23 protein-coding genes are annotated in these 26,995 nt (G+C 61.7%); 14 read left to right on the forward strand and 9 right to left on the reverse strand.

All coding sequences use genetic code 11. From position 1 onward, the window contains the following. From FJQ54_RS04340 to FJQ54_RS04350, 3 genes are all read left to right on the forward strand, one after another. Nucleotides 1-874, forward strand: an 874-nt coding sequence (locus tag FJQ54_RS04340) for an IS3 family transposase (RefSeq protein ID WP_140927210.1), incomplete at its 5' end; no start/stop codon positions are given. 551 nt (nt 875-1,425) lie between these two features. Further along, nucleotides 1,426-2,343: a tyrosine-type recombinase/integrase gene (locus FJQ54_RS04345; RefSeq protein WP_140927211.1), complete on the forward strand. Its 918-nt coding sequence runs from the start codon at nt 1,426-1,428 to the stop codon at nt 2,341-2,343. Further along, entirely contained in the window at nt 2,309-3,538 is a 1,230-nt protein-coding gene (locus FJQ54_RS04350) for an IS91 family transposase (RefSeq protein WP_140927212.1), read from the forward strand. Before FJQ54_RS04345 ends, FJQ54_RS04350 begins: the two co-directional genes overlap by 35 nt. A 458-nt stretch (nt 3,539-3,996) precedes the next feature. On the opposite strand, the gene FJQ54_RS04355 is transcribed toward FJQ54_RS04350, so the two are convergent. Next, nucleotides 3,997-4,182 carry a hypothetical protein gene (locus FJQ54_RS04355; RefSeq protein WP_140927213.1) on the reverse strand — a complete coding sequence of 62 codons (186 nt, stop codon included), beginning with the start codon at nt 4,180-4,182 and terminating at the stop codon, nt 3,997-3,999. 92 nt (nt 4,183-4,274) lie between these two features. On the opposite strand from FJQ54_RS04355, the gene FJQ54_RS17415 reads away from it, so the two are divergent. Together FJQ54_RS17415 and FJQ54_RS04360 are read left to right on the forward strand one after the other, a co-directional pair. Further along, nucleotides 4,275-4,778 carry a hypothetical protein gene (locus FJQ54_RS17415; protein WP_181159972.1) on the forward strand — a complete coding sequence of 168 codons (504 nt, stop codon included), beginning with the start codon at nt 4,275-4,277 and terminating at the stop codon, nt 4,776-4,778. A gap of 35 nt (nt 4,779-4,813) precedes the next feature. After that, complete coding sequence (locus FJQ54_RS04360; protein WP_181159973.1) at nt 4,814-6,160, forward strand: carotenoid oxygenase family protein; 1,347 nt, start codon at nt 4,814-4,816, stop codon at nt 6,158-6,160. A gap of 20 nt (nt 6,161-6,180) precedes the next feature. Here the strand turns inward: FJQ54_RS04360 and FJQ54_RS04365 are convergent, their stop codons facing one another. From FJQ54_RS04365 to FJQ54_RS04380, 4 genes are all read right to left on the reverse strand, one after another. Continuing rightward, nucleotides 6,181-7,308 carry a lipase family protein gene (locus tag FJQ54_RS04365; RefSeq protein ID WP_181159974.1) on the reverse strand — a complete coding sequence of 376 codons (1,128 nt, stop codon included), beginning with the start codon at nt 7,306-7,308 and terminating at the stop codon, nt 6,181-6,183. A 40-nt stretch (nt 7,309-7,348) separates the two neighbouring features. After that, nucleotides 7,349-7,621 (reverse strand): hypothetical protein, encoded by a 273-nt coding sequence (locus tag FJQ54_RS04370; protein WP_140927216.1) that lies wholly within the window; start codon nt 7,619-7,621, stop codon nt 7,349-7,351. Nucleotides 7,622-7,626: 5 nt separating this feature from the next. After that, nucleotides 7,627-8,238 carry a DUF6506 family protein gene (locus FJQ54_RS04375; protein ID WP_140927231.1) on the reverse strand — a complete coding sequence of 204 codons (612 nt, stop codon included), beginning with the start codon at nt 8,236-8,238 and terminating at the stop codon, nt 7,627-7,629. A gap of 72 nt (nt 8,239-8,310) precedes the next feature. Then, the gene (locus tag FJQ54_RS04380; protein ID WP_140927217.1) at nt 8,311-14,334 is read right to left on the reverse strand and encodes an autotransporter outer membrane beta-barrel domain-containing protein; all 6,024 of its coding nucleotides are present in this window, start codon (nt 14,332-14,334) and stop codon (nt 8,311-8,313) included. Between the two features lie 97 nt (nt 14,335-14,431). Between FJQ54_RS04380 and FJQ54_RS04385 the strand changes: the two genes are divergently transcribed. Further along, the gene (locus tag FJQ54_RS04385; RefSeq protein WP_235890310.1) at nt 14,432-16,108 is read left to right on the forward strand and encodes a helix-turn-helix domain-containing protein; all 1,677 of its coding nucleotides are present in this window, start codon (nt 14,432-14,434) and stop codon (nt 16,106-16,108) included. On the opposite strand, the gene FJQ54_RS04390 is transcribed toward FJQ54_RS04385, so the two are convergent. Then, nucleotides 16,024-16,344 (reverse strand): hypothetical protein, encoded by a 321-nt coding sequence (locus FJQ54_RS04390; protein ID WP_140927219.1) that lies wholly within the window; start codon nt 16,342-16,344, stop codon nt 16,024-16,026. The genes FJQ54_RS04385 and FJQ54_RS04390 overlap by 85 nt on opposite strands. 441 nt (nt 16,345-16,785) lie before the next feature. On the opposite strand from FJQ54_RS04390, the gene FJQ54_RS04395 reads away from it, so the two are divergent. The 3 genes from FJQ54_RS04395 to FJQ54_RS04405 all read left to right on the forward strand — a co-directional run bounded on the left by FJQ54_RS04395 (nt 16,786) and on the right by FJQ54_RS04405 (nt 21,212). Further along, the gene (locus FJQ54_RS04395) at nt 16,786-17,391 is read left to right on the forward strand and encodes a type IV toxin-antitoxin system AbiEi family antitoxin domain-containing protein (RefSeq protein ID WP_140927220.1); all 606 of its coding nucleotides are present in this window, start codon (nt 16,786-16,788) and stop codon (nt 17,389-17,391) included. Nucleotides 17,392-17,491: 100 nt separating this feature from the next. Further along, complete coding sequence (locus FJQ54_RS04400; RefSeq protein ID WP_181159975.1) at nt 17,492-20,599, forward strand: N-6 DNA methylase; 3,108 nt, start codon at nt 17,492-17,494, stop codon at nt 20,597-20,599. A 181-nt stretch (nt 20,600-20,780) separates the two neighbouring features. After that, on the forward strand, nt 20,781-21,212 hold the full coding sequence (locus FJQ54_RS04405) for a hypothetical protein (RefSeq protein WP_140927222.1): 432 nt from the start codon (nt 20,781-20,783) through the stop codon (nt 21,210-21,212). 350 nt (nt 21,213-21,562) lie between these two features. On the opposite strand, the gene FJQ54_RS04410 is transcribed toward FJQ54_RS04405, so the two are convergent. Next, nucleotides 21,563-21,967 (reverse strand): hypothetical protein, encoded by a 405-nt coding sequence (locus FJQ54_RS04410; RefSeq protein ID WP_140927223.1) that lies wholly within the window; start codon nt 21,965-21,967, stop codon nt 21,563-21,565. A gap of 166 nt (nt 21,968-22,133) precedes the next feature. After that, the gene (locus FJQ54_RS04415; RefSeq protein WP_140927224.1) at nt 22,134-23,321 is read right to left on the reverse strand and encodes a PDDEXK family nuclease; all 1,188 of its coding nucleotides are present in this window, start codon (nt 23,319-23,321) and stop codon (nt 22,134-22,136) included. A 95-nt stretch (nt 23,322-23,416) separates the two neighbouring features. Here FJQ54_RS04415 and FJQ54_RS04420 point away from each other — a divergent pair, with 95 nt between their 5' ends. The 5 genes from FJQ54_RS04420 to FJQ54_RS04440 all read left to right on the forward strand — a co-directional run bounded on the left by FJQ54_RS04420 (nt 23,417) and on the right by FJQ54_RS04440 (nt 26,532). After that, entirely contained in the window at nt 23,417-23,674 is a 258-nt protein-coding gene (locus FJQ54_RS04420; RefSeq protein WP_140927225.1) for a helix-turn-helix domain-containing protein, read from the forward strand. A gap of 213 nt (nt 23,675-23,887) precedes the next feature. Then, the gene (locus FJQ54_RS04425) at nt 23,888-24,415 is read left to right on the forward strand and encodes a hypothetical protein (protein WP_140927226.1); all 528 of its coding nucleotides are present in this window, start codon (nt 23,888-23,890) and stop codon (nt 24,413-24,415) included. Between the two features lie 245 nt (nt 24,416-24,660). Beyond that, a complete protein-coding gene (locus tag FJQ54_RS04430; protein ID WP_140927227.1) occupies nt 24,661-24,918 on the forward strand; it encodes a hypothetical protein in 258 nt (85 codons plus the stop codon). Between the two features lie 438 nt (nt 24,919-25,356). Further along, nucleotides 25,357-25,512 (forward strand): MerR family transcriptional regulator, encoded by a 156-nt coding sequence (locus FJQ54_RS17420; RefSeq protein ID WP_181159976.1) that lies wholly within the window; start codon nt 25,357-25,359, stop codon nt 25,510-25,512. Nucleotides 25,513-25,710: 198 nt separating this feature from the next. After that, nucleotides 25,711-26,532, forward strand: coding sequence for a hypothetical protein (locus FJQ54_RS04440; RefSeq protein WP_140927229.1), 822 nt, complete (start codon nt 25,711-25,713; stop codon nt 26,530-26,532). Here FJQ54_RS04440 and FJQ54_RS04445 read toward each other — a convergent pair. Further along, nucleotides 26,477-26,995 (reverse strand): integrase core domain-containing protein (locus tag FJQ54_RS04445; RefSeq protein WP_140927230.1); only part of this gene is annotated, 519 nt, incomplete at its 5' end. The genes FJQ54_RS04440 and FJQ54_RS04445 overlap by 56 nt on opposite strands.

The following is a 26,995-nucleotide window of genomic DNA, read 5'->3' on the forward strand; positions in this document are numbered from 1 at the left end:
GTCTGGGGTCGAGCCGATCTGCCGGGTTCTGCCGATCGCCCCATCCACCTATCATGAGCATGTGGCGCAACGCCGCGATCCATCACGCTTGTCGCCGCGTGCCCAGCGCGACGAAGCGATGAAGCCAGAGGTTCGGCGCGTGTTCGACGCTAACTTCAAGGTCCATGGCGTGCGCAAGGTGTGGCGGCAGATGCAGCGCGAAGGCTTCGATATTGCCCGTTGCACGGTCGAGCGGCTGATGCGGGATCTGGGCCTGCAAGGCGTGATCCGGGGCAAGCCAGTGAAGACGACGATCAGCGACAAGGCGGCGCCATGTCCGCTCGATCAGGTCAACCGCCAGTTCCATGCGCCTGCGCCGAACATGCTGTGGGTATCGGACTTCCCTTACGTCGCGACCTGGGCGGGGTTCGTCTACGTGGCCTTCGTGATCGACGTCTACGCCCGCTATATCGTGGGCTGGCGGGTGAGCAGAACGGCGCATGCCAGCTTAGTGCTGGATGCCCGCACCCAAGCGATCCATGATCGGTGCCCTGTCCATCGTGGTGGCCTGATCCACCACGGCGACCGCGGCAGCCAATATGTCTCGATCAAATATACCGAGCGCCTTGCCGAGGCAGGCATCGGGCCGTCGGTCGGGAGCGTTGGCGACAGCAACGACAACGCCTTGGCTGAGACGATCAATGGCCTTTACAAGGCCGAGGTCATCCATCGACGAGGACCGTGGAGATCCTTTGAAGCCGTTGAATACGCCACGCTCGAATGGGTGGACTGGTTCAACAACCGGCGCTTGCTCGCACCCATCAGCAATATCCCACCCGCCCAAGCCGAGCAGCGCTACTACGCCATGCTGGACGACACACCCGGGGTAGCATAATTTAAGCCAAATGGCCTCCGACAAGCCCGGCGCGGTTCATGGCGCCACGAGTGCAGGAAGGACGAGGACCGATTCGTGTGACGTGATCGAGATAGCGCGGGTGCCATCTTGCCCGCGCCGAGGCATAGCGGTGCGTTCCTCGGTAATCCAACAACCTCTGCAGCGGGGGGTCACTTCTCTGCCCCCTGACGCTGCCAACGCCCTGCGCCCTCGGGTGTGGGGCGTTGCTATGAGGGGCGATTCACCCTGCCGAGCCACCCCGGCCCGGCTATAAATGCGTTAAACGGCCGCGGCCGCGGCGGCAGCGATTCGCATGAGCGAAATACTAACTTACTGTAATTATTTTTGGAAAAATGGCGCACCAAAGCAGACAAAGATGAGAACTGGGTCGTACGGATACAGAATGGGTGACTTTGTCCGCTACCGCCAACAAGCACGAACCCGCTTCGCGGGAGGGGTGCGTGAGTTGAAGTAGCGCTGTAATCTTGGGCTTTGGGCGGTGCGGAGTCGCGCTGCGAACATGGAGTTCCCTTCAACGAGAGGAACTTGCCATGGATAGCGTTACAACAGCTGCTCCGATCAGCCCGCTGCGCCAGCGGATGCAACACGACATGATGATGCGTGGGCTCGGGCCGCATACGCAGAAGGACTATATCCGCCATGTCCGCCGCCTTGCGGCCTTTCTCGACCGGCCTCCCGATACCGCAAGCGAGGAGGATCTGCGCCGGTTCCAGGTTCATCAGCATGAAGCCGGGGCCAGCGTACCCACCATCAACGGCACCGTTTCCGCCCTGCGCTTCTTCTTTGGCGTGACGCTGAGGCGACGGGATCTGGCACGCAGCCTGGTCGCCATGCGCCGCCCCTACAAGGCACCCGAGGTGCTCAGCGTCGAGGAGGCAGCCCGGCTGCTCGAAGCGGCACCCGGCATCAAGTACAAGGCGGCTCTGGGCGTCGCCTATGGCGCGGGCCTGCGGGTGTCCGAAGTTGCCCACCTCAAGATCGACGATATCGACAGCGAGCGCATGCTGCTGCGGGTGGAACAGGGCAAAGGCCAGCGGGATCGCAACGCCATGCTCTCGCCGCATCTGCTCGAACTGCTGCGGATGTGGTGGCGCGAGGGCAAGCGGCGGGGTGTGATGTTCCCGCATGGCTGGCTGTTCCCCGGCCGCAGCTACACAGATCCGATCTCCACCCGGCAACTGCATCGCGCAGTGCAGGAGGCCGCCGAGGCCGCTGGCATCAGGAAGCGGGTCGGTCCGCATACGCTGCGGCACAGCTTTGCCACCCACCTGCTCGAACAGGATGTCGATATCCGTATCATCCAGGTGTTGCTGGGCCACGCCAAGCTGGACACCACCGCGATCTACACCAAGGTCTCCACCCGGACGATCCAGGCAGTGGCAAGCCCGCTCGACCGGATCATTGCTCTGATGGATGACCAGGAACGGACGGCATCGCCGCCCGGCTGAGCCTGTGCGCGCCTCGATCGAGGTCGCCGATATCTTCCGCACTGCCGGTCCCGAATACAGATCTGCCCATGCCGGGCATCTCAGCCTGATCCAGCTCAAGGTGATGACGGCGATCGAGACCTGCCGCACCGCAGCGCTGGGCGGTCATGTCGAGGCCTGCGAAGACTGCGGGCATTGGCGGATCGCCTACAACAGTTGCCGCAACCGGCACTGCCCGAAGTGCCAGGGGGCGGCGGCGCGCATATGGCTGGCCGACCGCGAGGCCGATCTGCTGCCGGTCGGCTACTTCCATGTCGTGTTCAGGCTGTCCGCCGAGGTCGCCGACATCGCGTACCAGAACAAGGCGGTGGTCTATAACCTGCTGTTCAAGGTTGCGTCGGAGACGATGCTGACCATCGCGGCCGACCCGAAGCACCTCGGCGCGCGGATCGGCATCACCGCCGTGCTCCACACCTGGGGCTCGGCGATGACACATCATCCGCATGTGCACATGATCGTGCCGGGCGGCGGCATCGCGCCAGATGGCACCCGCTGGGTCTCGTCGCGGCCGGCGTTCCTGCTGCCGGTGCGCGTGCTGGGCGCGCTGTTCCGCCGCCTGTTCCTCACCCGGCTGATGCAGTTGCACCAGGCCGGGCGCCTTGCGTTCTTCGGCACGGCAGCCCCGCTCGCCGACCGTAGGACGTTCCTGCGCCATCTGTCGCCGGTGCGGAAGAAGCGCTGGGTGGTCTATACCAAGCCGCCGTTCGCCGGGCCGCAGGCGGTGCTGGCCTATCTGTCTCGCTATACCCACCGGGTCGCCATATCGAACCGCCGCCTGATCGCGTTCGACGAACGCGGGGTCACGTTCGGCTACAAGGATTACAGGCGCGACGGACCCGATCGCCAGAGCGTCATGACGCTCTCCACCGACGAGTTCATCCGCCGCTTCCTCCTCCATGTCCTTCCCAAGGGGTTCCACCGCATCCGCCACTATGGCCTGCTGGCCGGTTCCGCCCGCAAGGCCAGTCTGGCGCTCGCGCGCAGACTGCTCGAGGTCACGGCACCGCCGGATGACGAACCCGAGGACGTTGAGGATCATCGCCCACCATGCCCGTGCTGTGGCGGACGCATGGTCATCATCGAGACGTTCGAGCGCTGGCAACAACCGCGCGGGCCACCAACGGCTGCTGCCTCAATCCGGGAATGCGCGCCATGACCCGGCATGGCCAGACCGATCCTGTGGCCGCGCTACCCCCGCGCTGGCCTGCGGAACCGCGCGGCCGTGGCGCCGGGATGACAGGAATCGCGCCAGAAAGCCTCGGTGAAATCGACACGCCAGTTCGCCGGTTCGGGCCCCGCATCTGCATGGTCGCTCACATCTGCCTGTCAGGCAACGCCGCGCACGGCCTGCGCACGAACACGCCAAAACACAAATCCCCATAAACCAGCGTCCGACCCGCGCGGGTTCCTGCATGTGAGGCTTTCGTACGTCTCACGACGCCCGAAACCCTTCGACAAAGCCGCCGTTCGCGCGCCATTTGGAAAGGCCTGGAAGCGGACATGCGAGGTAGAACGTCTCGGTGTAAACGAGATGCTCTGCTGTTTGCTGCAGCCAACATAGCGACCGTTCAGGGTTGAGGGCATGTTGCAGCAAAGCTGCCGTACCTGTTTCGCTCACTCCTCATCATCGGCAGCACGGCGACCAGCTTCAAAGCGCTGCCTGTCGGCGGGAAGGTGCGGCACTAAATTCTGCTGGTTCCCAACGTCCACCGCTTCAAGGCCGGGCAATTCATTTCCGCACGCCGGTTTCGGGAAAATGGAAAGAGAAAGGCGGAAAACCGGGAAGAACCGGACCGGCATGGCACACTAGACAGCACGTGCCCGCGGTGAGCGCCGTTGGCGACCCACTCCTTCTGCGGAACAGGTGACTTGTGAATTTGATGCTCGGCTTCTTGCCCTTTCTGCTTTTCGCGATCGTCTGCCACGCTTGGGGGCCGTTGTCCGGCCTTGCGGCCGGGGCGCTGTCCGCCATCGCGCTTGTCGGGCATCAATTGGCTGGGGGTCGCTCGGCAAAGATATTGGAAGTCGGCACGGCGCTGCTGTTCGGCGGCCTTGCGGTCTATACGCTGATCTCAGGGGCGCAATGGTCTGTCATGGGTGTGCGGCTGACCGTCGATATCGGCATCTTCCTGATTGTGGCGGGCTCGATCATCGTGGGTCGCCCCTTCACCATGCAATATGCGCAGGAAACGGTCGCGCCCGAATATTGGGACAGTTTCGCCTTTCGCGAGATAAACAGGAAGATTTCGCTTGTCTGGGCGATGGCGATGGCGGCGATCATGGTTGCCGATGCCCTGCTGCTGTTCATGCCGCAACTGCCGCATGCTCTGGCCATCGGAATGACCGTTGCGGCTTTGGCTGGGGCCGCAAGCTATACAAAGTTGAAGACCAGTTAGGCTCAGGGCCACAACCAACAGACTGGAGATCGCTGATGTCCGCCGCAACCAACCCGTTTCTTTCGGGCATCTGGGCCCCGATGCCGGCCGAGGTCGATCTGGGAGCGCTTGCCGTCAGTGGCGAGATACCCATCGCGCTGCGCGGCCACTATCTGCGCATGGGGCCCAACCCACTCAAAGCCGATCCGCGTTTTTATCATCCGTTCATCGGCGATGGCATGGTGCACGGGATCGAGATCGCCGACGGCAAGGCGAACTGGTATCGCAGCCGCTTCATCCGTTCGCATCGCGCAGCGGCGCAGCTTGGTGTGATCCCGGCGCCCGGCGTGCGCCACGGCCCGGGCGATACCGTGAACACCAGCGTGGGCGTTGTCGCCGGGCGGATACTCGGCATGGTCGAAGGTGGCAGCACGCCTGTTGCGCTTGCCGCAGACCTTTCGACACAGGACTATACCGACTTCGACGGCACATTGGCCGGGGCCTTCAGCGCGCACCCGCATCGCGATCCGCTGACCGGCGAATATCATGCCATCACCTATCAGTGGATGGAGCCCGGCAAGGCTGCGCATGTCGTGATCGACCGATCCGGCAAGGTCGTCCGTGAGGAGCCGCTTGGCCTGCAACATGGGCCCATGTTGCATGATTGCGCATTTACGGCGCGCTATGTCCTGATTTTCGACATGCCCGCTGCCTTCAATGCCAAGGCTGCCGCAGCGGGCAGCCCCTTCCCCTATTCCTGGCAGCCGGCTTTGCCATGTCGCGTGGGCCTGATGCCGCGCCACGGAAACGCCAAAGACATCATCTGGTGCGATGTGCCGCTTTCCTATGTCTATCATGCCGCCAATGCCTATGATGCGGAGGATGGCCGCGTTATTCTGGATGTCTGCGCCTTTTCCAGCATGTTCAATGCGGATGGCGACCGGAACCGGGGGCTGGAGCGCTGGGTAATCGATCCGCTGACACGGCAGGTCGATGTGACAAGCATCGATGCGGCCACGCAGGAGTTTCCCCGCATCGATGAACGCCGCTTCGGGCAGCAACATCGCCTGATCACCACACTTTCCCAGCCGATAGAGCCAACCGATCCGGCCCCCGGCGGCAGCGCTCTCTATCTTCACGATCTGGAGACGGGCGCGAAGCAGGTGCATGATTTCGGTGCCGGATGCTTTCCGGGCGAGTTCATGTTCATCCCGTGTGCGCCCGACAGTGCCGAGGGAGATGGTTGGCTGATCGGCCTTGTGATCGACATAAATTCGGACACGACCGATCTCGTCATTCTGGACGTACAGTCCTTTGCCGGGCCACCGGTGGCGCGCGTCCACCTGCCGCACCGCATTCCGCCAGGCTTTCATGGCAACTGGGTGGCGGACACCGCCACCTGATTGGTCCGGCGCGTTGAACCTCAGCAGCTATCGGGGGCTGGAAGGCCCGCGAAGCGATCCGCGAGCCATGACACGGCGGCCTGCGCGCTTTTGGCTGCGATCCATCCATGGCCCGTCTGCGGGCGGCTGTGGAGGGTGACCTTGCCGCCCGCCGCGCATTGCCGCTTCATATAGCCTTGCGTCACGGCAGGGCGGACGATGACGTCGGCGCCGCCCTGCGCCAGAAACAGCGGCACATGCTTTGGCAGCGGGCCCGCGCTGTTGCGGGCGATGATGCTCCGCCACGGCTCGACTGTTGCAACATTCGGCACGGTCAGGAAGCCGGTGGCCAGCACCTTGTCCGCCGCGCGTTTGGAAGGGCTGGTCAGCAGCACGTCGATGCATTTGGCGGCGACAGCCTCGATGGCGGGCGCGGCCTCGGGTTTCACGATCGGTTCGAATGGCGCAGCCTCCGTTCGCGCCCACGACCATAAGGCCAGCGCGGTGAGGTTGTTGCCGCCCTTCGTGCCCATATCGTCACGGAACAAGGCGCTGAGATCAGTGGCAGGCGCCGCCGCCGCTACGCCTGCGAGTTGCAATTCCGGGGCATAGTCCGCCTGTGTGGCGCCAGCGAACAACACTGCCTGCCCGCCCTGCGAGTGACCCCACAGGGCAAAGCGCGGCCCTGCGCCAGACCCTGCGATCCGGGCTGCGGCCCGCACGGAATCCAGCACGGCGCGCGCTTCCGCCGGGCCGTCGAGGAACGGCTGCACTTCGCCGGGGCCGGTGCCGGGGTAATCGGTGGCCGTGACGACAAAGCCCTGTTTCAGCATATCCCTGAGGCCGGGGATCATCGCGAACCGCAAGACGGAGTTGGAGGGCGCGCAGGCAGGCACCACCCCGGTGGTCGGATGCGCCCATGCGACGACGGGCCGGCCGGCAGCCGGGGGCGTGCCCGCGGGAACGATGATCAGGCCCGAAACGGCCACATCATCCCCCTTTGCCGTGCGGGACTGGTAGGTCACCCGATAGGCCTGCGCCCCATCGGGTGCGCCGGGGATGGCCTCCTGATGCAGGATAGTGCCCGGTGCCGCCGCACTTGCCTGCCCTCCGGCAAGGGGGGCGGCCAGAGCGCACAGCGCAATCAGCCCCTGTTGAAGCAATCGCATCCGCGCGCCCTTCCGGTTCTGCATCCTCATGTCCGCTGTCTCAACGCTGGTTGGCAGCGTCGGCCGCACGGCGGATTTCGATGTTGGCTTGTTGCAGCAGGGCCTTCGCCTTTTCGGCATGGCCGCCAAGGTTATTGCCGTTTTCCCGCTGAGCAACGCTCAGCCGGTCATAGGCCTGACGCACCAGATCCTGCGCGGCGGCGAGGTTGCCGTGACGGGATGGGTCGATGTTCTGCACAGGCTCCTGCGCGAAGGCACCGCCTGCGGTTGCCAGCAGTGCAAGAGCGAGCGTGATCTTTGCCGTTTTCATCATGGTCGTCATCCTTTCGTTGAACCAAAGTCAAATTGATTGAAGCCTACACTGCCCGCACCAACCGGCACGCGGCCAGCGACCGCTTCAATCACGGCCGCAGCGCCTGCGTCGGAAAATCCGCCGAACAGTTCGATCAGTCCAATACCGGACAGCGCGAGATCAGCGGCGATCTCTGCGGCGGACATCTCATCCGGCACCGGTATGAAGGTCGCGTGCTGCGGTGGAAACGTCAGCTCGAAGCGGTCCATCCTCGGGTCGCTTCCGTTTTCGAGGATAAAATGTGCTTCCCGCGGCGGCTTGCCATTGATGAAACCCTGCGCCGCAGCGGCACCAAAGATCAGGGATTCGACACCATAAGTCACCGAGCTGACGACGGCCTTGCCGTCGACGGCAGCGCTGACCTTTGCCCGCCACCCTGGTGACACAGCTCCGCACATTTCGATCAGGCGCGCACCGTTCCGGGCGAGTTCGCAGGCAACCATTGGTGCCAATGCGGGATCGCCGATTGCGACGATGTCCATCCGGCCGGAGGCGCTGTGCCGGACCCATCGGTCGCGGGCAGGATCGGCACCCCAGCCTTCGTAGATGATTGCCTTTTGAAGCGGACCATTCTGCATGTTCAAATATTCCTGTTTTTCACGGCCACCTGTGCCTTTGAAAAGGACGGGCAGCGGGAATGTGGCTTCAATTCAGAACGCGATGGTCAGCCGCGCCGTTCCCGAATGAGAGGTAAAACCCTTGCCCAGTTCCGGCGCATACTGAACCGAGAAGGCGACGTTTTTCGAACCCAGCAGATCGGCGCCGATGGCGAAGCGGCCAAGCGTTTCCGGCCCCGCCGTCGTCAGGTCAAAGCTGTCACCCTGCGGTTGCTCTGCAAAGCGCGCCGTCGTCGTCCAGCTGCGCGGGCTGCCATATTCCAGCGCGGCGCTGGCGAACGGCCGCAGCATCACCTTCGCGGAAAGCGGCAGCTTCGTGCCCACCTCCAACCCGGCCACCCCGATCAGGGCGGTGTCTGCCTGCCCTTCCACCGCCAGCCGAAACGGCGAGGGACCGGTTTCGGTGAAGGCCTTGTTGGAGACGCGGATCGCATGCCCTTCCACAAAGGGCCGCACAAAGCCGTTGCTCCCCGCCGAGAGGCTGTAGCTGGCGCGCACATGGCCGCCGATCTGCGATTGTTCGGGCTTTGCGCTGGCCTGCTCGCTGATGCCGCCCAGCGCGATGCTCCGGCTGGACTTGTACCAGCCATAGGCCGCGTCAATCGCACCGGACAGTTCCAGCCGTTCGGCGCCGTAGAACAGGCCGATACCTGCAACGATCGAGCCACCTTTGATGCGGGCGTCGCCGTCGCGGAACTTCGTGTTCTCGTAGGCGGAAGACAGGGTCAGCGCGAGCGTGTCGGACAAGGGCAGTTGCAGGCCCTTCTGCATCGCCCAGGAGTCCGCCTTGTAACCCAGCCTGTCGGCGCTGGAGTCCTGCGTGCTGTTGTTCACCAGCACCCGCGCCCAGCCGCAGCGGTCGGCGGAGCGGCTGGCGAACTGCAGATCGTTGCAGCCGCCATACAGATTGGCCGCGAAGCTCCGGCTGCTGTTGAAGCGGAAGGCGCCGAAGGCGCCCAGCCCGCCGCCTGCCAGCGAGTCCAGAGCCGAGGCATAGCCTGCGTCGTCTGCCACCGACATCAGCCGGCCAAAGGCGACGTCGGCAGAGGCGCCGCTGTCGAACAGGGACTGGAGGCCGTTTGCGACCGCCTGGCTGTTGTGGCCCAGTTGGGTGGCCTTCTCGGTGAAATGCGCCCTTGGCGTTACCGTCAGCAGCTTGCCGTCGGTGGTGAGCGCATAGTCGAACAGGTGGGTGCCGCTGGATTGCAGCGATTGGCCGAGCGTCAGCTGGCCGGTCGCATTGATGAGCGTAAGCGGCTTGTTGCGCATCGAACTGGCGCGCACGTCCACCGTGCCGTCGATCGCCGCGTTGCCGTCGATCACCAGTTGCGTGCCTTTGCCGCCTGCGAAATCGGCCGCCAGCACGAGGCGGCTTCCGGCCTTGCCGATATAATGGCCGGTGATCCGGGCCGCTCCATCGGCGCTGCGCATATCCAGCGTGCCCGCATTGCTGACGCTGCAATTCGTGGCCGTGCAATTGTTGCCGACATTGATCGAGGTCGAGTGCACGGTGCCGGAGGCGATGATGTCCAGATAGCCGTTGCCGCCATTGGATGTCAGGTCGATCTGCCCCCAGATGTTTCCGGAGTTGGTGATGTAGACAAAACCCGCATTGCCATAGACGGCATAGCCACTCGCGGAGCCGGAATTGATCGTGCCCCAGTTGTTGAGCACATTGTTGTTCTCAGCCTGCGTGCCGCCATGATCGAAATAGACGGCCCAGTTGCTGGCGCTGCCGTTGATCGTTCCATGGTTGTCGATGGCGATCCGCCCGTGCTGGCTGCCGTCACCGTCGCTTTGGGCGAAGATGCCCATGGCATAGGCGCCGGTGACCGTGATGGTGCCGCTGTTCGTCACCGTCACGTTGTTGCCATAGCCATGGCCGCCGGCGGTTCCGGTGAACAGGCCGTTCGAATTGGCGATATAGCCGCCGCCGCCGCCGATCGACTGGGCGATGATCGCGGTGGTGTTGTCGCCGATGGCCGTGATGTTCACGCCCGCGTCGATCGTCACGTCGACCACGCCGCCATTGCCGGTGCGGTTGGTGCCGCCGCCACCGAAGCCGAAGTGCTGCTGCGTCCACCCGGTGTCGCCGGCAAGCCCGCCGCCGCCGCCGATGGATTGCGCGATCACCGCGCTGGCGCCCTTGCCGGTGACGGTGCCATCCTTCTGCTTGAAGCCGGTGGAGATGTCGGCGCCGACGGTCACGAACAGGCCGCTGTTGCCGTTGGGATCGGTGGGGTCGTTCTTCCCGTCGTCGATCACGCTGCCCGATGTGGTGCCTGAACCGAAGAAGTCGGCGACGCTGCTGCCCTTGGCGGTTCCGCCCAGTGCGACGCCCCCGCCTCCGGCGATGGATTGCGCGAGGATGCCATAGGCATTGTCGCCCTTGGTGGTGATGGTGCCGCCTGCCGTCGTCGTCACCTCCACCCGGCCGCTGCCCTGCGATGTGCTGCCGTTGGAGCCGCCGAACTGGAAGTTGATGTCATACTTGGTGCCCGTCGCGCTGGCCGAGCCGCCGGCCCCTTCCAGATCGACGGCGAGCGTTTTCACGATGCCGCCGCCGCCGGTGATCGATTGGGCGATGATACCGATCGAATCATGGGCGGCCGTGCTGATCGCGCCGCTGTTGCTGATAGTGACCTGGCCGGATTCGGCGCTGGTGCCGCCCTTGCCGCCGACCGAGACCTGCAGCGACTTGAAGGCGCCGTCGTTGGCGTCGTCGTCGCCGTTGTTTTTGGAACTGGCGGAGACGGAGGAAGCCGAAGCCCCGCCGATGCCGCCGCCGCCCGCGATGGACTGGCCGACGATCCCGGCCGAGAGCGCGCCCTTCGTGAAGATCGCGCCCGTGTTGGTGATGCTGGTCGTGCTGCCACTGCCGCCACTGCCGCCCGAGCCGCCGACCGACACATTGCCGTTCTTGTTGTCGTCTGATGCCGCCGTCGTCGCCGCGCCGCCCTTGCCGCCCCCGCCGCCGATCGACATGGCGACGATGGCATCTGCATGATGGCCCAGCGTGGCCACTTCGCCGTCGTTCTGAACCACCACGGCACCGCCATCGCCGCCGCTGCCGCCTGTTCCGCCAACGGCGACGCTGATGTTGATGCTGGAGGAATCATTGTCGTCGTCGGTTTCACCCTTGGACTGGCTGGCGTCATCCAGCGCGGAATCCGGGTCTTCGTCGCCCAGCAGGCTGACGGAGTTGCTGTTGCCCAGTAGGCTGTTCACGGTGTTGATCGCCCCGTTCAGCCCGGCATATTGCTGCAGCCCGGCCATGCCGTTGGCGTCGAACGCCTGCGTCATGCCGCTGATCGTGTTCTGCTTGCCTGCGGCATCTCCATTGCCGCCGTCGTTGGTGGATTTCTTGGTGGAGATGTTGCTGCCCGCCTTGCCGGCCGCCCCGCCGCCGCCGCCGATGGACTGGGCGATGATGCCATTGGCATCGCCTCCGAACGTCACGATGGTGGCCCCGGCCTTGTTGTTGACGGTCACGGTCGATTCCGCGTTCACCGCATCGGCCCCGTTGGCATTGCCGCCGTTGCCGCCCGAGCCGCCGACGGTTGCGGTGCCCGTGAAATCGCCGGAGGCGGAACCGGCCGCCCCGCCGCCCCGGCCGCCGCCGCCGCCGATGGACTGGGCCGCGACCCCGAAGGCGGAATCGCCCAGCGTGATGATCGAGCCAAGGTTGGTGGCCGTAACAGACTGGCCATCACCGCCGCCGCCGGCCGTTCCGCCCATGGTGATGGTGGCGCTGATGCTGGTGCTGTTGTCGCCGCCCGAGGTGGAGGATTTTCCGTCACCGCCGCCGCCGTTGCCGCCGCCGCCGCCAATCGATTGCACCAGCATGGCATCGGCGGATTCGCCGGTGGTTATGATGATGCCGTTGTTGGAGATGCTGGCGATGCCGCCATGGCTGCCGCTGCCAGCCTTGCCGCCGAAGGTGAAGCTGGACGAGATGTTCACAGCGCCCCCGGTTGCGGTGGACGCGGAACTGGCGTCTCCACCCGTGCCGCCGCCGCCGCCGATGGATTGGGCGATCACGCCGATGGAGCCGCCCCCGGTGGACAGAATGAGGCCGCTGTTGTCGAGCCTGACAGTGCCGCCGACGCCCCCATTGCCGCCCGAACCGCCCATGGCGAGCGTCAGAGACATGCTGGGATAGTCATCGTCGGAATAGGTTTTGGAAATCGCCGTGGAGGCCCCGCCGATGCCGCCGCCGCCGCCGATGGACTGGCCCAGGATGCCGTGGCTGTCTGCACCAGAGGTGATGATCCGCCCCTCGTTGGTGGAGCTGGCTCCGGTGACGAAACCGACCGTGCTGCCATTGCCGCCGTTGCCGCCCGATCCGCCAAGGGAGATGGACGCGCCATAGAACAGGTTGGTGGACTTGCTGTAGGCCGCGCCCCCGGCCCCGCCGCCGCCGCCGACCGACTGGATCACGATGGCGCTGCTGTGGGTGCCATAGGTGGTGATGGCGCTGCTCGACTCCAGGTGGGCGGCCGCCCCGGCACCGTCGCCGCCACCGCCGCCGGTGCCGCCGATGATCATGTTCACCTCTACGCCGGAGCCCTTGGCGTCGCCACCTTTGCCGCCGCCGCCGCCGATGGATTGTACGGCGATGCCGTCGGAGTTGGTGCCCCAGGTGGTGATATTGGCCTGCACTTCGACTGAGACGGCGTTGCCGTTGACACCTGCCCCGCCGTCGCCGCCGACCGCGAGCCAGCCATTGGCGTCTCCGCCGCTGCCACCGCCGCCGCCGATCGCCTGCGCAAGGATGCCCGGCGAATAGCCGAAGACAGTCGGATCGCCATCCGGCCCCATGTTCTGGCCGGTGGTGATCGTTGCAAGGCCCCCGCCATTGATGGTGACGGTGCCGGGGGTGCCGCCCGCACTGCCGGCACCGCCGTTCGGCCCGATCACATGCCCGCCCGAGCCGCCATCCCCGCCATTGCCGCCCAGCGACTGGGCAAGGATTCCGACGGAAGCCGTGGAACCGGTGGCCACGAACTGCCCACCCTGCAGCGTGAGCGTGATATCACCGCCTGCGCCGCCTGCGCCGGCGTTGCCACCGCTGGGGCCGGAGCCGCCGACGCCGCCCGTCCCGCCCTGCGAACTGAACCCCAGCGCTGCGTCATAGCCCGTCGTCGTGCCGAAATAGGATGTGGAGGTGGTGGTCACGTTGACCGTACCGCCTTGCCCCCCGGCACCGCCCGCGCCGCCGATGGAACCGGGCCACTGCTCCGACTGGCCACCCGCGCCGCCGGTTCCGCCGCCGCTGAAGATGGCCGCGCCCATGGCATTGTTGAAGGTGCCGCGCAGGATCACGTCCATCGTTCCGCCAAGGCCGCCAGCGCCGCCGTCAATGCCGTCCTCGTTCAGGCCGGCCTTCCAGTCGCGGCCATAGCCGCCGGCGCCGCCCGTGGACGCCGTCGCCAGAGACCTTCCGGTGGTGGCGTCGTTGGTGTTGAAGGGCCAGGTGCCGTCGATATCCAGCGTGAGCGTGCCGCCGGTTCCGCCGATGCCGCCGACGCCATTCTGGTCGTCATCGGTGCTGAGGTTGGCCGAGGCCCCGGCGCCGCCTTCTCCGCCGCCGCTGAAAATGGAGATGGCTGCGATTGGGCCGGAGGTCGATCCGCTCATTCCGGACCCCAGCGTGATGTTCAGGCTGCCGCCGTCGCCGCCCCTGCCGCCGCTGCCGCCGCTCTTGCCGTCCAGCCCGGCGGTGGCGTCAGAGCCCTGCGCACCGGCGCCGCCGATGGTGAACAGTTGTACCGGAGAGAAGCCGAGTTGTGCGATGGCCACCCAGTTGCGTCCGTCGATTGTCAGCCCTCCGCTGGGGCCGGGGTCGCCGGGACCGCCGTCGTGCCCATTTCCGTTGCTGGGCGCGCCCGAACTGGGGGCAGGCGACCCCGCGCCGCCGGTGCCGCCCCAGACACAGGCGCCGCCGGCCGGCACCGGGCAATCGGCCATTGCAGGCGCCGCCTGAAACATCATGATCGCCGTGGCGGCCATCGCCGTCGAACCGAGAAGTGAACCGCGTTTTGCCGAGTTGCCCATTTTTTATTCCCCGTTGCCAAAGACTTGAATCCGGTCAGGGCAAAGAGAGGGCGCGCGGCGAAACCGGGGTTCCGCCACAAGCCGTACTGTCTTGCCGATGGTCGGGCATTTAGGGCATCGGCCACTTTCCGGTCTTTCCGGTTTTCCGGCTTTCTTCTTCCATTTTTCCGCAAGCCTTGCCGAAACCGAAAACGCGCACTTGCTTGAGGCGGGCGTCAGCTTTGACTACCGTCCCCCAATGGTGGGCAGCGTCGAGAACTTCGGAAGTTTTGCAGGAACCCGGATGCTGCCCGATATCCGTCGCACCGGACCCGGAGCCGGGTGGGAGGTGGCGCATCATCACGAAGAACTGGAATTCAATCTCATCGTCGCCGGGCGCGGCGCCTATTTTCTGGAAGACAACAATTACGAGCTGAAACCGGGTTCCCTCGTCTGGATTCTGCCGCATCAGCGCCATCGCCTGATGCGCGGTCCGGGCCTCGATATGTGGGTGGGCTCGCTGACGTCAGAGCATTACACGCCCGAGATTCTGGCGCTGGCGGCCGCGCACCCCCTCAAGGCACTCTCCGCCGAAGATGCCATCGCGCTGGACCGGCTCTATGTACATCTCAGTCAGGATGCCGACCGCCCGGATGTCTATGCGGTCGGACTGCAATATGCCGTCAGAAGCACGATCCATATCGCCCGGACCAGCGCCGGCCCGCCGCCGCCGGTGCGGCACCCCGCCGTCACACAGGCGCTCAGCCTGCTCCGCCGGGAGGACGAGATCGCGAATCTGTCGGCGCTGGCATCGATGTGCGGGGTTTCCACCAAGTATCTGGGCGACCTGCTGGTAGCGCAAACCGGGCGGGGGTTCGTCGAATGGCGCAACATTGCCCGGCTGGAACGGTTTCAGGATATCTATCCGACGTCGGAGGATCTGTTGACCGCTGCGCTCGCCGCCGGCTTCGGAAGCTACACACAATTCCATCGGGTCTTTCAGGATGTTGTCGGCACCACGCCGGGCGACTGGGCAAGAAAACGGGACGATACCAGTCGCCTTGCGCTGCCGTTGATGAGCCAATCCGCCGACCAGATGCGCCCGGGTAGCCAGCGCCTGATCTGGCCGTCGCTGGCGGATTGCAGTTTCGCCGCATCCGATCGGTGGCTGGCCGCGACGATCGGCAACGGGCTGCTGGAAAACCCCGAAAGCCTGACCGAAGGCGAGCCCATTCCCACCGACCTCGAAAGCTTCGAGGAGTTGCGTGACCTCCAGCCCGCCCTTGTTGAGGAGCTCTGCACCGCCAATCCTGCGGATGCCGGACGCATCCGCGAGATATTCGCGCATCACGACCTGTTCGGTGCCTATCGACAGCGGCTCGCCATATTTGGTGCCGATGTCGGGGATCTTTCCAGCCTCGCGACGATATCGCTCGCCGTCCTCTCCATGGAAGCCAACCATCTGCTGATGCCGATGCCCACCGACGCTCTGCGATTGCGCATGGCGATTCGGCGCGCCGCTGCAGGCATCGGATCAGCCGCCGAACGCCGTGAAATCGCTGGCGGCCTTGTTGCCCAGTCCATGATCCTGTCCATGGCCTCGGTGGGCGCAAGGGGTTCGGGCGTTGTGGTCAACAGCGCCCGCATTGCGGATACAGTCCACGAATTCGCGATGCGGCGGTTCGGGATAGACCTCCGGCAGACCCCCTTTCATGGCCCGCGCAGTCCCTTGTCGGCGGCAACAGCGGCCGGGGAATGGCTGGCATCGCCACGGATGGCTTTGTCCAACTCCTGAACCTCAAGCGCCGCCAGCAGTCGGGCAACGAGCGATCGCAGAAGCGCACAATCCTCGGATCCAAGCCCTCGTATGGCGGACCGTAGCCGGTCCCGGCTTACGCCGCCCGCGATTGCCAGGGAATCCATGCCCCGCACCCGGATCACAGCTTCGATCGTGCGGGAAATCATGGCCCGTTCCTGGCTGTCCAGCGCATCGCCAAGAGCAAGCAACTGGCTGATGTCGTCGGCCAGCATCCGGTCTTCATGTTCGGGTGAGCAATCTGGCAACGAGCCGGGCATCCCGGGTGAATAGCGCAAATAGGTAAAGCAGTCTTACCATCTGGCCCGCCCATCTTTTGCAGATTTCCGGATTCGGAGAGCGCCAACAAATCGGCCATAGCAGGTTTCAATCTGTCTAGTCGAAAGCCGTCGTTCGTTGACCTGCGACCTATGTCTGCAAGGGGCCGTTCAGATCGGCAGGTTCTATGCGGCAAACTTGGGGAAACGGACATTTGAAACCGGTGGGATAAGGTTGCCAGCTTGCGACCGTGACATCGATTTGATCGGCACCTTCGACGTTTTCGGCAGCGGCTTCGCACGCCTCAGAATCGCCCCGCGCCGTCCCCCCCCACGCTGATCTCGTTACGATTTCTCGGACTCTTGAATTCATGTCCTAGGAATCGTAACAACTTTTTCATGGAAGGGTCCGCTCTCAAACAGCGCGCGTTAGAAGTTGCGCGTTCAAACGGGATAGCGCGCACTCGTGATTTCGAAAACGCTGGCGTACCGCGGATTTACCTATCGCGGATGCAAGACGAGGGGCTGCTCGTTCGCACAGCGCGCGGCCGTTATGAACTCGCAGGTGCAAAGGCAACCGCCATGCACGGCCTTGCCGAAGCGGCACGAGCGATACCAAAAGGCGTCGTTGGCTTGATTTCTGCACTTCATGTGCACGGCGTCATCGCAAAGGCGCCGCTCGAGATTTGGATGCTGCTGCCCGCAAAAGCGTGGGCGCCCACGAGCCCTACTTTCGACCTTCGCGTGGTCCGTGCATCGGGCGCGGCATTTGCGACAGGCATCGAGCAACATCGGATAGACGGGGTTGCGGTTTCTGTGACTTCTCTCGCGAAGACATTCTGTGATTGTTTCAAGCATCGCGCAAAGATCGGGTTGGACCAGGTTGTCGATGCACTCAGAATTGCCGCGGAGCAACGCGCCGTCGATGCTGAAACTTTGTTGACCACTGCCGATGTATGCCGGGTCCGCAAGGTCATGGCGCCATATGTGAGGGCCATATTGTGATAGGCGCTCCAACTCAGCAAAGAGCAATATTGTTCTTGTTTTGTTCTCAACACAGGGCTATAACCCCCGGCGTCTTAATTGGCTTCGGATGTGCCGCGGCATGACGCAGGAGATGCCTGGCGCGTGGCGCGAAGCATTGGCGCTCAACCAACGTCGCGCCCCTGAGCTGTATCAGCCGGGCGATGAGATTGATGCCGGGCCGCATGCGGATGCGATCCGCTTTGCCTTGGAGGAGCTCGGCCTATCGGCCGTGTTCTGCATCGAGCAGGTGCCCACCATTGCTTTTCTCGCTGATGCTAGTGTGACCGCGGATGCAATTGACGCGGTGCATCGTGCGCTTTGGAATCAGGGCGTTATGAGCCTGTTGCTTGTCATCAGCGATGATGAGCTACGAGCCTATTCCCTTGTTCGTCGTCCATTTCAGCTGGAGGGTGGTGGAGGTGGCCAAGATCCAAGGCTAATCGAGACCCTTTCGCTGGTCCGCGATGCCCTTGTTGTTCGCGAGTTGGTTCGTTCGGCCGAATCTGGCCGCTATTGGATCGAGCATGATCAGTTTTTCGATCCATCCGACCGTGTAGACAGCGTACTATTGGACAACCTTCTCGCTGCCTATCGCGAGCTGCATCCATCGTTGGGTATTGATGCGGCCCAGGCGCTGCTAATGCAGTCGATGTTCATCGCCTATCTTGAGGATCGCTGCATCATTGGACCGGAAGTGTTCAAGGATGCATCCGATGAAAAATGTACGAGTTTTGCAGATATTCTCGCGGCCTCCACAACGACGCATTTCGAAGACCTCTTCATTTGGCTCCGCGGCGCATTCAACGGGGACATCTTCAACGCGCCATGTGCATTCGACCTCGACGGCCCGAAGCCGCCCCAGGTGAAGACATCCCATCTCGGCGTTTTGGGGCGTTTTCGCCATGGGCGCGAGGAGATGGCGAACGGGCAACTCCGCTTCTTTGGCTACGACTTCAAATATATCCCGGTCGCACTGATCAGCGCGGTCTACGATCGCTTCCTCAAAGAAGAAGCGATCAAGAAGAATGCGGACGGAGCATTTTACACGCCGATGTTCTTGGCGGACGTCGTCGTGAACCAGCTCTGGGAAGCGATTTCGACCGAGCAAAAGCAGTCGGGAGTCTTCGCCGACCCGGCATGCGGCTCGGGCGTATTCCTTGTTCGAGTTTTTCAACGACTGGTCGCAGATCGCCGACGCACTGAGCGTCGAAAATTCGTCGCCTGGGAAGATCTGACATCGATAGCCAAGCGGCTGCGCGGCGGAGATATTAACGCGACGGCCGTACGCGTCGCCGCCTTCTCTCTCTACATCGCATTGCTGGAGCACTCCAATCCGCGCGATCTTCCACAGCTGATCGCCAAGGGAAAATTGTTGCCATCGCTCTACCGGGTGACGTTACTGCCGGGTCAGGACTTTTTCGCGATCGATGACCAGCCCGTAATCGACATCATTGTTGGCAATCCGCCTTGGAAAGGGCGTAGCGGCGAAGCGACGTTCGCGCAGCGTTGGTGCAAGACGCATAACCGACCAGATCCAGCAAACGATATTGCATGGGGCTTCATCTGGAAGGCGCTCAAGGTCGTCAAACCCGATGGTCTCATCGCCTTCTTGTTGCCGGCGATGGGGGTGTTTCACAACACATCGGCGCAGACGGCGCGTCGCCTATTCCTCAAGTTCGCACGAGTTGAGCGGATTATCAATTTTTCGGATTTGTGTTTTCAGCTTTTCGATGGCGCTGAGCGTCCCACCGGACTCGCAATGTTCCGGCCTGTCCCGGAAGATGCACAACGGCTTCCATATCGTTTCGACTATTGGGTGCCGAAAGCCGATCTGACGTTGCGGCTCAAGCGCATACTGATGCTCCGCAGCTCGGACCGACTACGGCTACGAAGCGACGAAGTGGACGCCGATCCGGCGCTGTTCAAGCGACGGCTGTGGACGCGCTCGCCTGAGGAGCGGCTGCTCCAGTTCCTTAAGAGCCTACCGCGGCTTGGTGAATATGTCGTGGAGTCCAAGCGTGCTCGCGGGGCCGGGGCAACGCGATCATCGCACTGGATTATTGGCCAAGGTTTCCAGCCAGCGCTGCGCGACAGGGTGGAGGCCGGAAAGTATGAGACCAAACCACTCCCGGAACTAGAGAAGCTTCCATTTCTCGATGCGGATGGGCTAACAGGTCTGGTTGTTCCGCCTCAGCAACATGTGGCGCAGCATCCCAATTGGCTTCCCGGTCAAGCAAGGCGACGCGGTTTTGTTGACGGCTTTTACGCCCCCCATATTCTGATCCCTCAAGGGATTGAACGGGCCGTGGGAAGACTGCGGGCAGCCTATAGCGATCAGGACTTTATCTTTCAGGATTCGCTGCAGTCGCTCGCCATGCCGACCACAGATAAGCGGGACGCCAAGCTGCTCACTGGAATACTCAACAGTCGCCTTGCTGGCTGGTTCTACTTTCATGAAAGCGCCAATCTGGGGACCGATCGCGCGAAGATTCTTCAAACTGAGCTTTTGAAGCTACCCTTTGCCAAGCCGCATTCGATGCCTGATCCAGCGGTGGCGAACGAGGCAGCGGAGCAAATCGTTCAACTGATCGACAAGCTGCTTAGCGACGCAACCCCGGTTGCGTCAGACCACTCAGCTTACGATGAGCTCGATGAGCTCGTGTATCGTTATTACGGCCTCGATGAGCACGATAACGCCATTATCGACGAAACCTTCGATTATATTATTCCGGCGATGCAGCCGCGTCGCAACGCTGGAATCCAGAAACTCTGGATGCGCAGCTCCGATGAAGCACGGTCGACTTATGCGAAAACCATAAGCGATTCATTGGGGGGATGGTTCGATCGACCCGTAACAGCACAAATGATCGCGATCTCGACTGATCTCGGAATTTTGCGCCTCAGCCTCCTGCAAACCGATGTCGACACGCATCCGCCGCCGGACGGCGATGTGGAGGCTGTTCTCGATGACATCGCGCAGCGTCTTCCGCACATAATTACAGGCAATATTCAAACGGTCCCTGACCTTCGTGTGGTGGTCGGAAACGACCTTTTCTTGGTCAAGCCACTTGAACTCCGCCACTGGCTTGTGTCGACCGCACTGGCAGATGCGGAAGATGTAGCGGCGGAATTTCACCGCGCCCAGCATCGCGCCTCCGAGGTGGGGCTCGTCAGTGCTGGTAGGTGATCCGAGCGCGTGGCTCCCGCATTTCCGATCTCTGGGTGACCGAGTTCTCGCCGCCATAGACGAGACATGGCCAGTCTGTCTGGCCCCGCTTATGCCCATCAAGGGTACCCTCACACGCGAAGATCCGATAACCGAGCAGCTGGTACTCGCACTTATCCGATCCAAAAAAGTACCTGGAAGATTGGTGCCGCAATATTCCCTTTTGACCGAGCGGCCTGACGGAACGGCCCATCTCTCAAGCGACATCGATTTCGTTTTGACGATGGGCGATGACGAAGACGTCTATCTGGCATGCGAATGCAAGCGTCTCAACGTGCAGTTCAAATCGGGCAAGAAGGCACTCGTCCGGGAATATCTCGACGAGGGCCTCGCCCGTTTCCTCATCGGGAAATATTCTCCAGGGCTGCCCTATGCGCTAATGCTCGGCTACGTGATGGACGGAAACACCGTCTCTGCGAGACGCGCCCTGCGCCGCGCGCTGACGGCGCGAACCGCTGCCCTGCGTCTCTCATCCCTATCGGCCAGCAGCGACGATGATCCGTTCGCGTCGCGCCATGATCGAGTCGACGATTGCGACATAGAAGTTGTGCATCGGCTACTCGCTTGGCCCTGAAGTAACTGCATGTCAGACTCAAACGCCAGAGCGCGATACCGAAGACGCTGCACGCATCACAGTAAAACTTGCAGCTTGGTTCACGCATAGAAATTGACGAATGGCCGCTTTCGGAGACGAGCGAACCTAGGTCGGAACGACTGCCATTGGGCGCAAGCTGACCCACGCACTCGCAGGTAGGAACGTCCGCTAACTCCATTTCAGTTTCGAAAGCTGCCAGTCAGGACTGTCCGCAGAAGCAGGCATCATGCACACTCTAGGGAAGTGGGATAATGATCTGCAGTGGCTTAAGTGGATCAAGGTCCCAGATCGGAAAGCCCTGGATGACTGTCCGGTGATAGTCTCTGCAGTCAAGGTTCCCAGACGAAGTGCGACACATATCCCCAGTATGAGCGGCTGCCCTCGTCCGTGTCGAACAGGATTTCCTGCATGTTGCCGACCTGCTGAAGTCGGACACCCTGTTCTCCTTCACGAACATAGCGGCAACCTAAGGCCAGAGCCTGATCGGAGCGTCTCGCATTATGAAGGTTCAGCGCTCTCTCAAGATCAAAAAACTCCGGGCAAACAATCACCATCGCCTTTGCCGTGACCCGGCCCTTGGCCACGCTAACCGGTAGGGGATTTACCCCTCTCCAGTCTTTCTCGTTGGAGCTTGCCAGCGCCTCCTCGGCCGCGGCTTTACGCTCGCGCACATGTGAAGCTTCCTCAGCGGCCTCACGAGCAAATTTCTCATGCAGTTGCTGTTCTTTAGCCAAAGCTTCACCCGTCAGAGGCTCTAACCCGGGGACATCGGTGTTGATATGGGCCTTGTCATTTCTCCGGCTGCAAGTGGCCGTGACATGTCCTTATTCGCGGAATTATCCCGTGACCCGATAAGCGCCACGATGATGGCGAACGGCACAATGAACAGGGCGACCTTTTTCAGCATGCCGTTTCCTCAAAGCCGGCGGTCTCGGAATGGGTGATGGTCGAAATGACCCGCTCGATGGCCGCAACCCAGCCATCCTGGTGTTGCGGCAGAAGTTGCTCGATTTTTGGGCCGGAGCGTCCATTGACGGCAACATATCTGTTGTTCGGCTCGTCGATTACGGTGCCCCCAACCATCCGAGCCAGCGCCTCAAAGTAAGGCCGCCAGATCGCTTCCGGCAGCGTCCACGACGCCGGATTCGGCCAGAATGTGCCGTTCTTTACGATATAGCCGAAGTTGATCGGCTTATCCTGGTCAGCCAGATCTAGCTTCAGGTTCAGGCTTGCCTTGAGGTCGGGATAAATGCCGAGAGGTTCGAGCGCCGACAAGAATGACCGGATGGCACCAGGCAGCGACGGGTCGCGCTTCGCCATCATGTCCCAGAAGTCTGCCGAGCTAATCGACTGAGGCCCCTTCTGAGCAGCGACAGGAATGGGATGGACGGTCGCTGCCCCATTCTCGACGCGCACGACGCCGCGTTCGATCATTACGGTTCTGGCCAGTGTGCTGGGCACAGCGAGAATATCGCCTGCCGAATTCTGCCATGTGGCAAGCTCGACGAGCGCGAAGGTAAAATGTGCACCGGCGTGACTCTGCAGCAGGTTGCTGAGCGCTTCCGTCTCGGTCCGAATGCCGTCCCCCAAGACGATGACCAGCATCCGGCCTCGCTGCAGGTTCAATGAAACCGCATCAACAAACTCCGCTTCTTCCAAAGCTTCAGGATGGTTGCGGACGACGGCGAACAGGCGCTCTGGTGCCTGCTGCCCTCGCGCAACGGCCGTTTCGAACGCTTCGTATCCCATCATCGTCAGTGCAGCGACATAGTCCAGCGCCTGCGCCACCACCTCCCGCCTCATTTGGCCGTTCCGCCACAGCTTGGTTTCAACCAGAACGATATCGCCGGATGGTGTGAGATAGAGATTATCAATGTAGCCGTGCCCGCAAGGAACCTCGCGGGCCAGCGCGATCAGATCTCCGAACCCCGGCTCGATGTCCGAGATCGGGAGAATGGCCGGATGATCATGGATCAGTGCCTGCAGCCAGTTCTCATCGTGCAGGCCGTTACCAAGCCTAACGCGCGTCAATGCGCTGCGACTGTTATCGTTGGTGATAAGAACAGGGATCGCACGGTGTTTAGCCATGCACCCTCTCTGCGCGGAATGCGGGGGCCACGTCCAGAAAAATGAGCCTTATAAGTCGTGGGCTGATCAGTCTCATAAACTGATCGTCCGCCACAATGGACGTCCATAAGCGCATAGGCTGGAATCTCAGGCGGCTGCGGAAAGAGCAGGAAATCACGCAGGAGGATTTCGCGACAGATAGTGGATTCGATCGCGGGTATATCAGCGGGGTGGAACGCGGGGTCCGCAATCCGTCAGTGAAGGTGCTCGTTAGGATCGCAGATTCGTTGAAGGTCGACGTCGCCGATTTGTTCGATGCGGACAAGGCAGCCGAGTTTGCCTATAGTCACCACATCAAAGCAAAGTCTGCATAGGCCGGAACGATGATGGAATCGTGCATATGTGCCAGCTGAAACAAATGCACATAGATTGCGTTTTTGTAGACGTTGGGCACTGGAAGGATTCGTTTTCGCCAGTGGAAATTTGACCACAACCTGCTGATAAAGTGATTTTTTGATCAAAACCCATTGCCTGGCGACGTCTTTCCCATATGAAATAGTTCCCAACAATTTCAAAGGTTTGAAGAAATGAAGGGAACGAAGCCGAAGACATCCAAGGTGCCTCAGATCATCGTAGACATGATGAGCGATCACTTTCTGGAGGCAGGACAGTATCTCCGCGATGCGCAGGAAAATCACCCGGAAGACTTCAGGTCTGTCGCGAAGCAGCTGAAGATCGGCACCCGAAAGGCATATAACCTAGCTCAGATCAGCCGCACGTTTGATGAACTTGGTATTCCGATGGAGCAGCTGCGCCGGATCGGTTGGACCAAGCTGGCACTGCTCGCTTCCTATGTCGACGCCGACAACATTAACGCGCTGCTCGCAAAGGCAGCGGCCTCCACCGCGCATGAGTTGAAGATGTACCTGCACGAAAAGGAGTTTGATCCTGAGGGCAGGACAGTCGTGCTTCACCTCGACAGCGATCAATACGCCGTGTTCAAGAAGGCGCTCCAGAAGTCAGGCGCCATTCCCCATTCAAAGGGGTTGTTGAACAAGGAGGTCGCCCTCACCGAACTGCTAAATCTCATCGTATCGAACGAAATTACGATCTAACCCTGTCTGATGAACGTTGCATCAAGAATTGGTCATCGCGACGCGCTCTGAAATTCTCGATGCAAAAGGAGCGGAGATCCACTCCATCTCCGCATAACCTTGCGGGAAGAAAGAGAAAAATCCCCAACAGCGCTGTGCAGTTAATTGCATAATCATTGTGCGACACAGGCGTGCGGCCTACGTGGTGTTCCAGTCCGAAAATTCGGCCTAGGTTGTCATGGGCTACTTCCCCTAGACAATGAGAGATGGACACCAAGCCCACCTCTTGCCTTGGTTCGACAGGCCACGCCACGCCAAAGCGGCGTATGCGGATCGTCCTTAGGCGCAGGCAGAGCGCACCTCGTCCAACTCAGCCAGGCAGCAGCAGTCCCTGCCCAGGCGTCTTCAGCGATCTGCCAGCCGTCATGCCAGTCGTGTGCGAAGAGATTGCCATCCTGCGTGCCCACCTTGCCCGCGAAATCGAGGCGATCCTGTTCGATGAAATTGACGGGCCGTTTCTTTGATCAGAATCTCGTCACCGCCGAACGACGACGAAGGGGCTGCCATTCCAGAATATCCGCAAGTACAATAATTACTAGAAACCACATGAAATAGATAATTCGGATAATTGTCACATCTGTGATGATATATCGAATATATTGCAAAACATTGAATTTGAAATATAAAATTTAATAATATGCATAATGCATAAAATACATTCTAATTTTCTGGATCAATTCTTGTGCCACATCCAATGTCGGCTATTGATACACGACATATTCCGCGCTTCTCTTTGTAGCAGGCGCAGTCATATACCAGCTCCCCCAGCCTGGCGGAGTCAAGTGACTGCAACGCCCCATGAAGGAGTTGCCACCATGTATCCCCGCCCTCCGAAGTCGACAGACGCTGTAAAAACTCAGTCCTCAGCGCCTCAGTCGCTGAGACGCAAAGAATTTTACACCGTGGCTGAACTGGCAGTTCGGTGGAGTCTGTCCCAGCGGCATATCCGTCGACTGATCGAAGGTGGTGACATCATCACCCATCGTATCGGACGGGCCGTCCGCGTGTCGGCGGCGAACGTCGCGCTGTTCGAAGCCCACTGCGCTCAAACCCTCTGACGTCCTCCCCCGTCCCATCGTCCGGGGACAGATCAGAGGCTTGGTGAAACCCCAAAGCCCCATATTCAACAAAAATGGGCACCGGGTGCATCACCAATCCGCCCCCCTGATCACACCAGTCATCATCAGTCATCAACCGACCATGAGGAGGGCTTCACCATGCCTGCGCCTAGCGCCCCAACTTTGACTCTTCACCAGTTGATTGAGCGGATCACGAGCCTGGAGGAAATCCCGCAGTGGAAACGACGCGAGCTTTGTTCCGCTATCAGGACCTTCTCTCGGGTCTGTGGTCTTACGCCCTGCGTCATCATAGCCGATCCAGGCACCATCCGCACTCTCGGTGCAAAGGCACCATGGCTGCTTGCTGAATACACGAAGGCCAGTTGGGCGAACGTGATGTCCAGGCTTCGCTGTGCGTTGGAGATTGGTGGCGTCAAGGTCCATCGCCAGCGTCGGAACTTTAAGCTCAATGCCGAATGGGAATTGCTCGTCGTGCCACTGTCTCGCCGTGACAGGGACGAAATCCATCGTTTCGCAGGTTGGTGTTCGATCCGCGAGATCGGCCCCCATCATGTGTCGCCTGAAATCTTTGACCGCTATTATGCGTATCTCGACCAGCAGATGACGCAGCGCAATCCGCGAGAACGCGGGCATGTCGCTCGCCGTGCATGGAACCGTGCGGTCGTAACACTGGGATCGCCATATCCGCCCATTCCCGCTCCCGAGCCGATAGGCAAACGCTGCGTGCGCTGGGAAGATTTTCCCCAATCGCTCCGGGATGAGGTGCGCGCATACAGCACGAGGATGTTGAAGCCGGGTCTATTCGACGAAGAACATCGGCCGATCAAACCAGTGACGCTCGAGAATTATCTCACCCGGCTTCGGGTGATTGTCAGTCGTCAGAACATTTGGCGCAACTCGCGGCGTAAATTAGCGGAGTGCGGGCCTCGTCTGGGGGTTGATGTTACGCGGCGAGCTTGCGGTGCTGCAAGCGCCGATGTTCGATGGTCTGTCGCTTGATCCTTTCACGCTGTTGGATGATCGCCGGAGCCCTGCCGAAGTAGGCGTCGGCGGGCGTCACATTGTTCAGGCTCTCGTGGTAACGCTGGTGGTTGTAGTGCTCGACGAAGGCTTGGATCTGGGACTCAAGGTCGCCGGGCAGGAAGTAATTTTCCAGCAGGATGCGGTTCTTCAGGGTTTGGTGCCAGCGTTCGATTTTGCCCTGGGTCTGGGGATGCATCGGAGCGCCGCGTACATGGCTCATCTTCTGCGCATCGATGTATTCCGCCAGTTCGCCGGCGATGTAGCTGGGGCCGTTATCGCTGAGCAGCCTGGGCTTGTGCAGCACCGTGGCGCTGTCGCAGCCCGAGGCCTTGAGCGCGAGGTCCAGCGTGTCGGTGACATCCTCGGCCCGCATGTTGGTGCACAGCTTCCATGCAATGATGTAGCGAGAGAAGTCGTCGAGCACGGTCGACAGGTACAT

This window comes from Sandaracinobacter neustonicus (genome assembly GCF_006385875.1).
GTDB lineage: Bacteria > Pseudomonadota > Alphaproteobacteria > Sphingomonadales > Sphingomonadaceae > Sandaracinobacteroides > Sandaracinobacteroides neustonicus.

Bases quoted from the DNA above. Each gene is read 5' to 3' on its own strand.
- FJQ54_RS04430 (WP_140927227.1), top strand. From the start codon at position 24,661: ATGGACACCAAGCCCACCTCTTGCCTTGGTTCGACAGGCCACGCCACG.
- FJQ54_RS04395 (WP_140927220.1), top strand. From the start codon at position 16,786: ATGGAAGGGTCCGCTCTCAAACAGCGCGCGTTAGAAGTTGCGCGTTCA.
- FJQ54_RS04370 (WP_140927216.1), bottom strand. From the start codon at position 7,621: ATGATGAAAACGGCAAAGATCACGCTCGCTCTTGCACTGCTGGCAACC.
- FJQ54_RS04390 (WP_140927219.1), bottom strand. From the start codon at position 16,344: ATGCTGGCCGACGACATCAGCCAGTTGCTTGCTCTTGGCGATGCGCTG.
- FJQ54_RS04350 (WP_140927212.1), top strand. From the start codon at position 2,309: ATGACCAGGAACGGACGGCATCGCCGCCCGGCTGAGCCTGTGCGCGCC.
- FJQ54_RS04375 (WP_140927231.1), bottom strand. From the start codon at position 8,238: ATGCAGAATGGTCCGCTTCAAAAGGCAATCATCTACGAAGGCTGGGGT.
- FJQ54_RS04385 (WP_235890310.1), top strand. From the start codon at position 14,432: ATGGTCGGGCATTTAGGGCATCGGCCACTTTCCGGTCTTTCCGGTTTT.
- FJQ54_RS04355 (WP_140927213.1), bottom strand. From the start codon at position 4,182: ATGCCGGTCCGGTTCTTCCCGGTTTTCCGCCTTTCTCTTTCCATTTTC.
- FJQ54_RS04365 (WP_181159974.1), bottom strand. From the start codon at position 7,308: ATGCGATTGCTTCAACAGGGGCTGATTGCGCTGTGCGCTCTGGCCGCC.
- FJQ54_RS04425 (WP_140927226.1), top strand. From the start codon at position 23,888: ATGAAGGGAACGAAGCCGAAGACATCCAAGGTGCCTCAGATCATCGTA.
- FJQ54_RS04380 (WP_140927217.1), bottom strand. From the start codon at position 14,334: ATGGGCAACTCGGCAAAACGCGGTTCACTTCTCGGTTCGACGGCGATG.
- FJQ54_RS04400 (WP_181159975.1), top strand. From the start codon at position 17,492: ATGACGCAGGAGATGCCTGGCGCGTGGCGCGAAGCATTGGCGCTCAAC.
- FJQ54_RS04420 (WP_140927225.1), top strand. From the start codon at position 23,417: ATGGACGTCCATAAGCGCATAGGCTGGAATCTCAGGCGGCTGCGGAAA.
- FJQ54_RS04345 (WP_140927211.1), top strand. From the start codon at position 1,426: ATGGATAGCGTTACAACAGCTGCTCCGATCAGCCCGCTGCGCCAGCGG.
- FJQ54_RS04360 (WP_181159973.1), top strand. From the start codon at position 4,814: ATGTCCGCCGCAACCAACCCGTTTCTTTCGGGCATCTGGGCCCCGATG.
- FJQ54_RS04415 (WP_140927224.1), bottom strand. From the start codon at position 23,321: ATGGCTAAACACCGTGCGATCCCTGTTCTTATCACCAACGATAACAGT.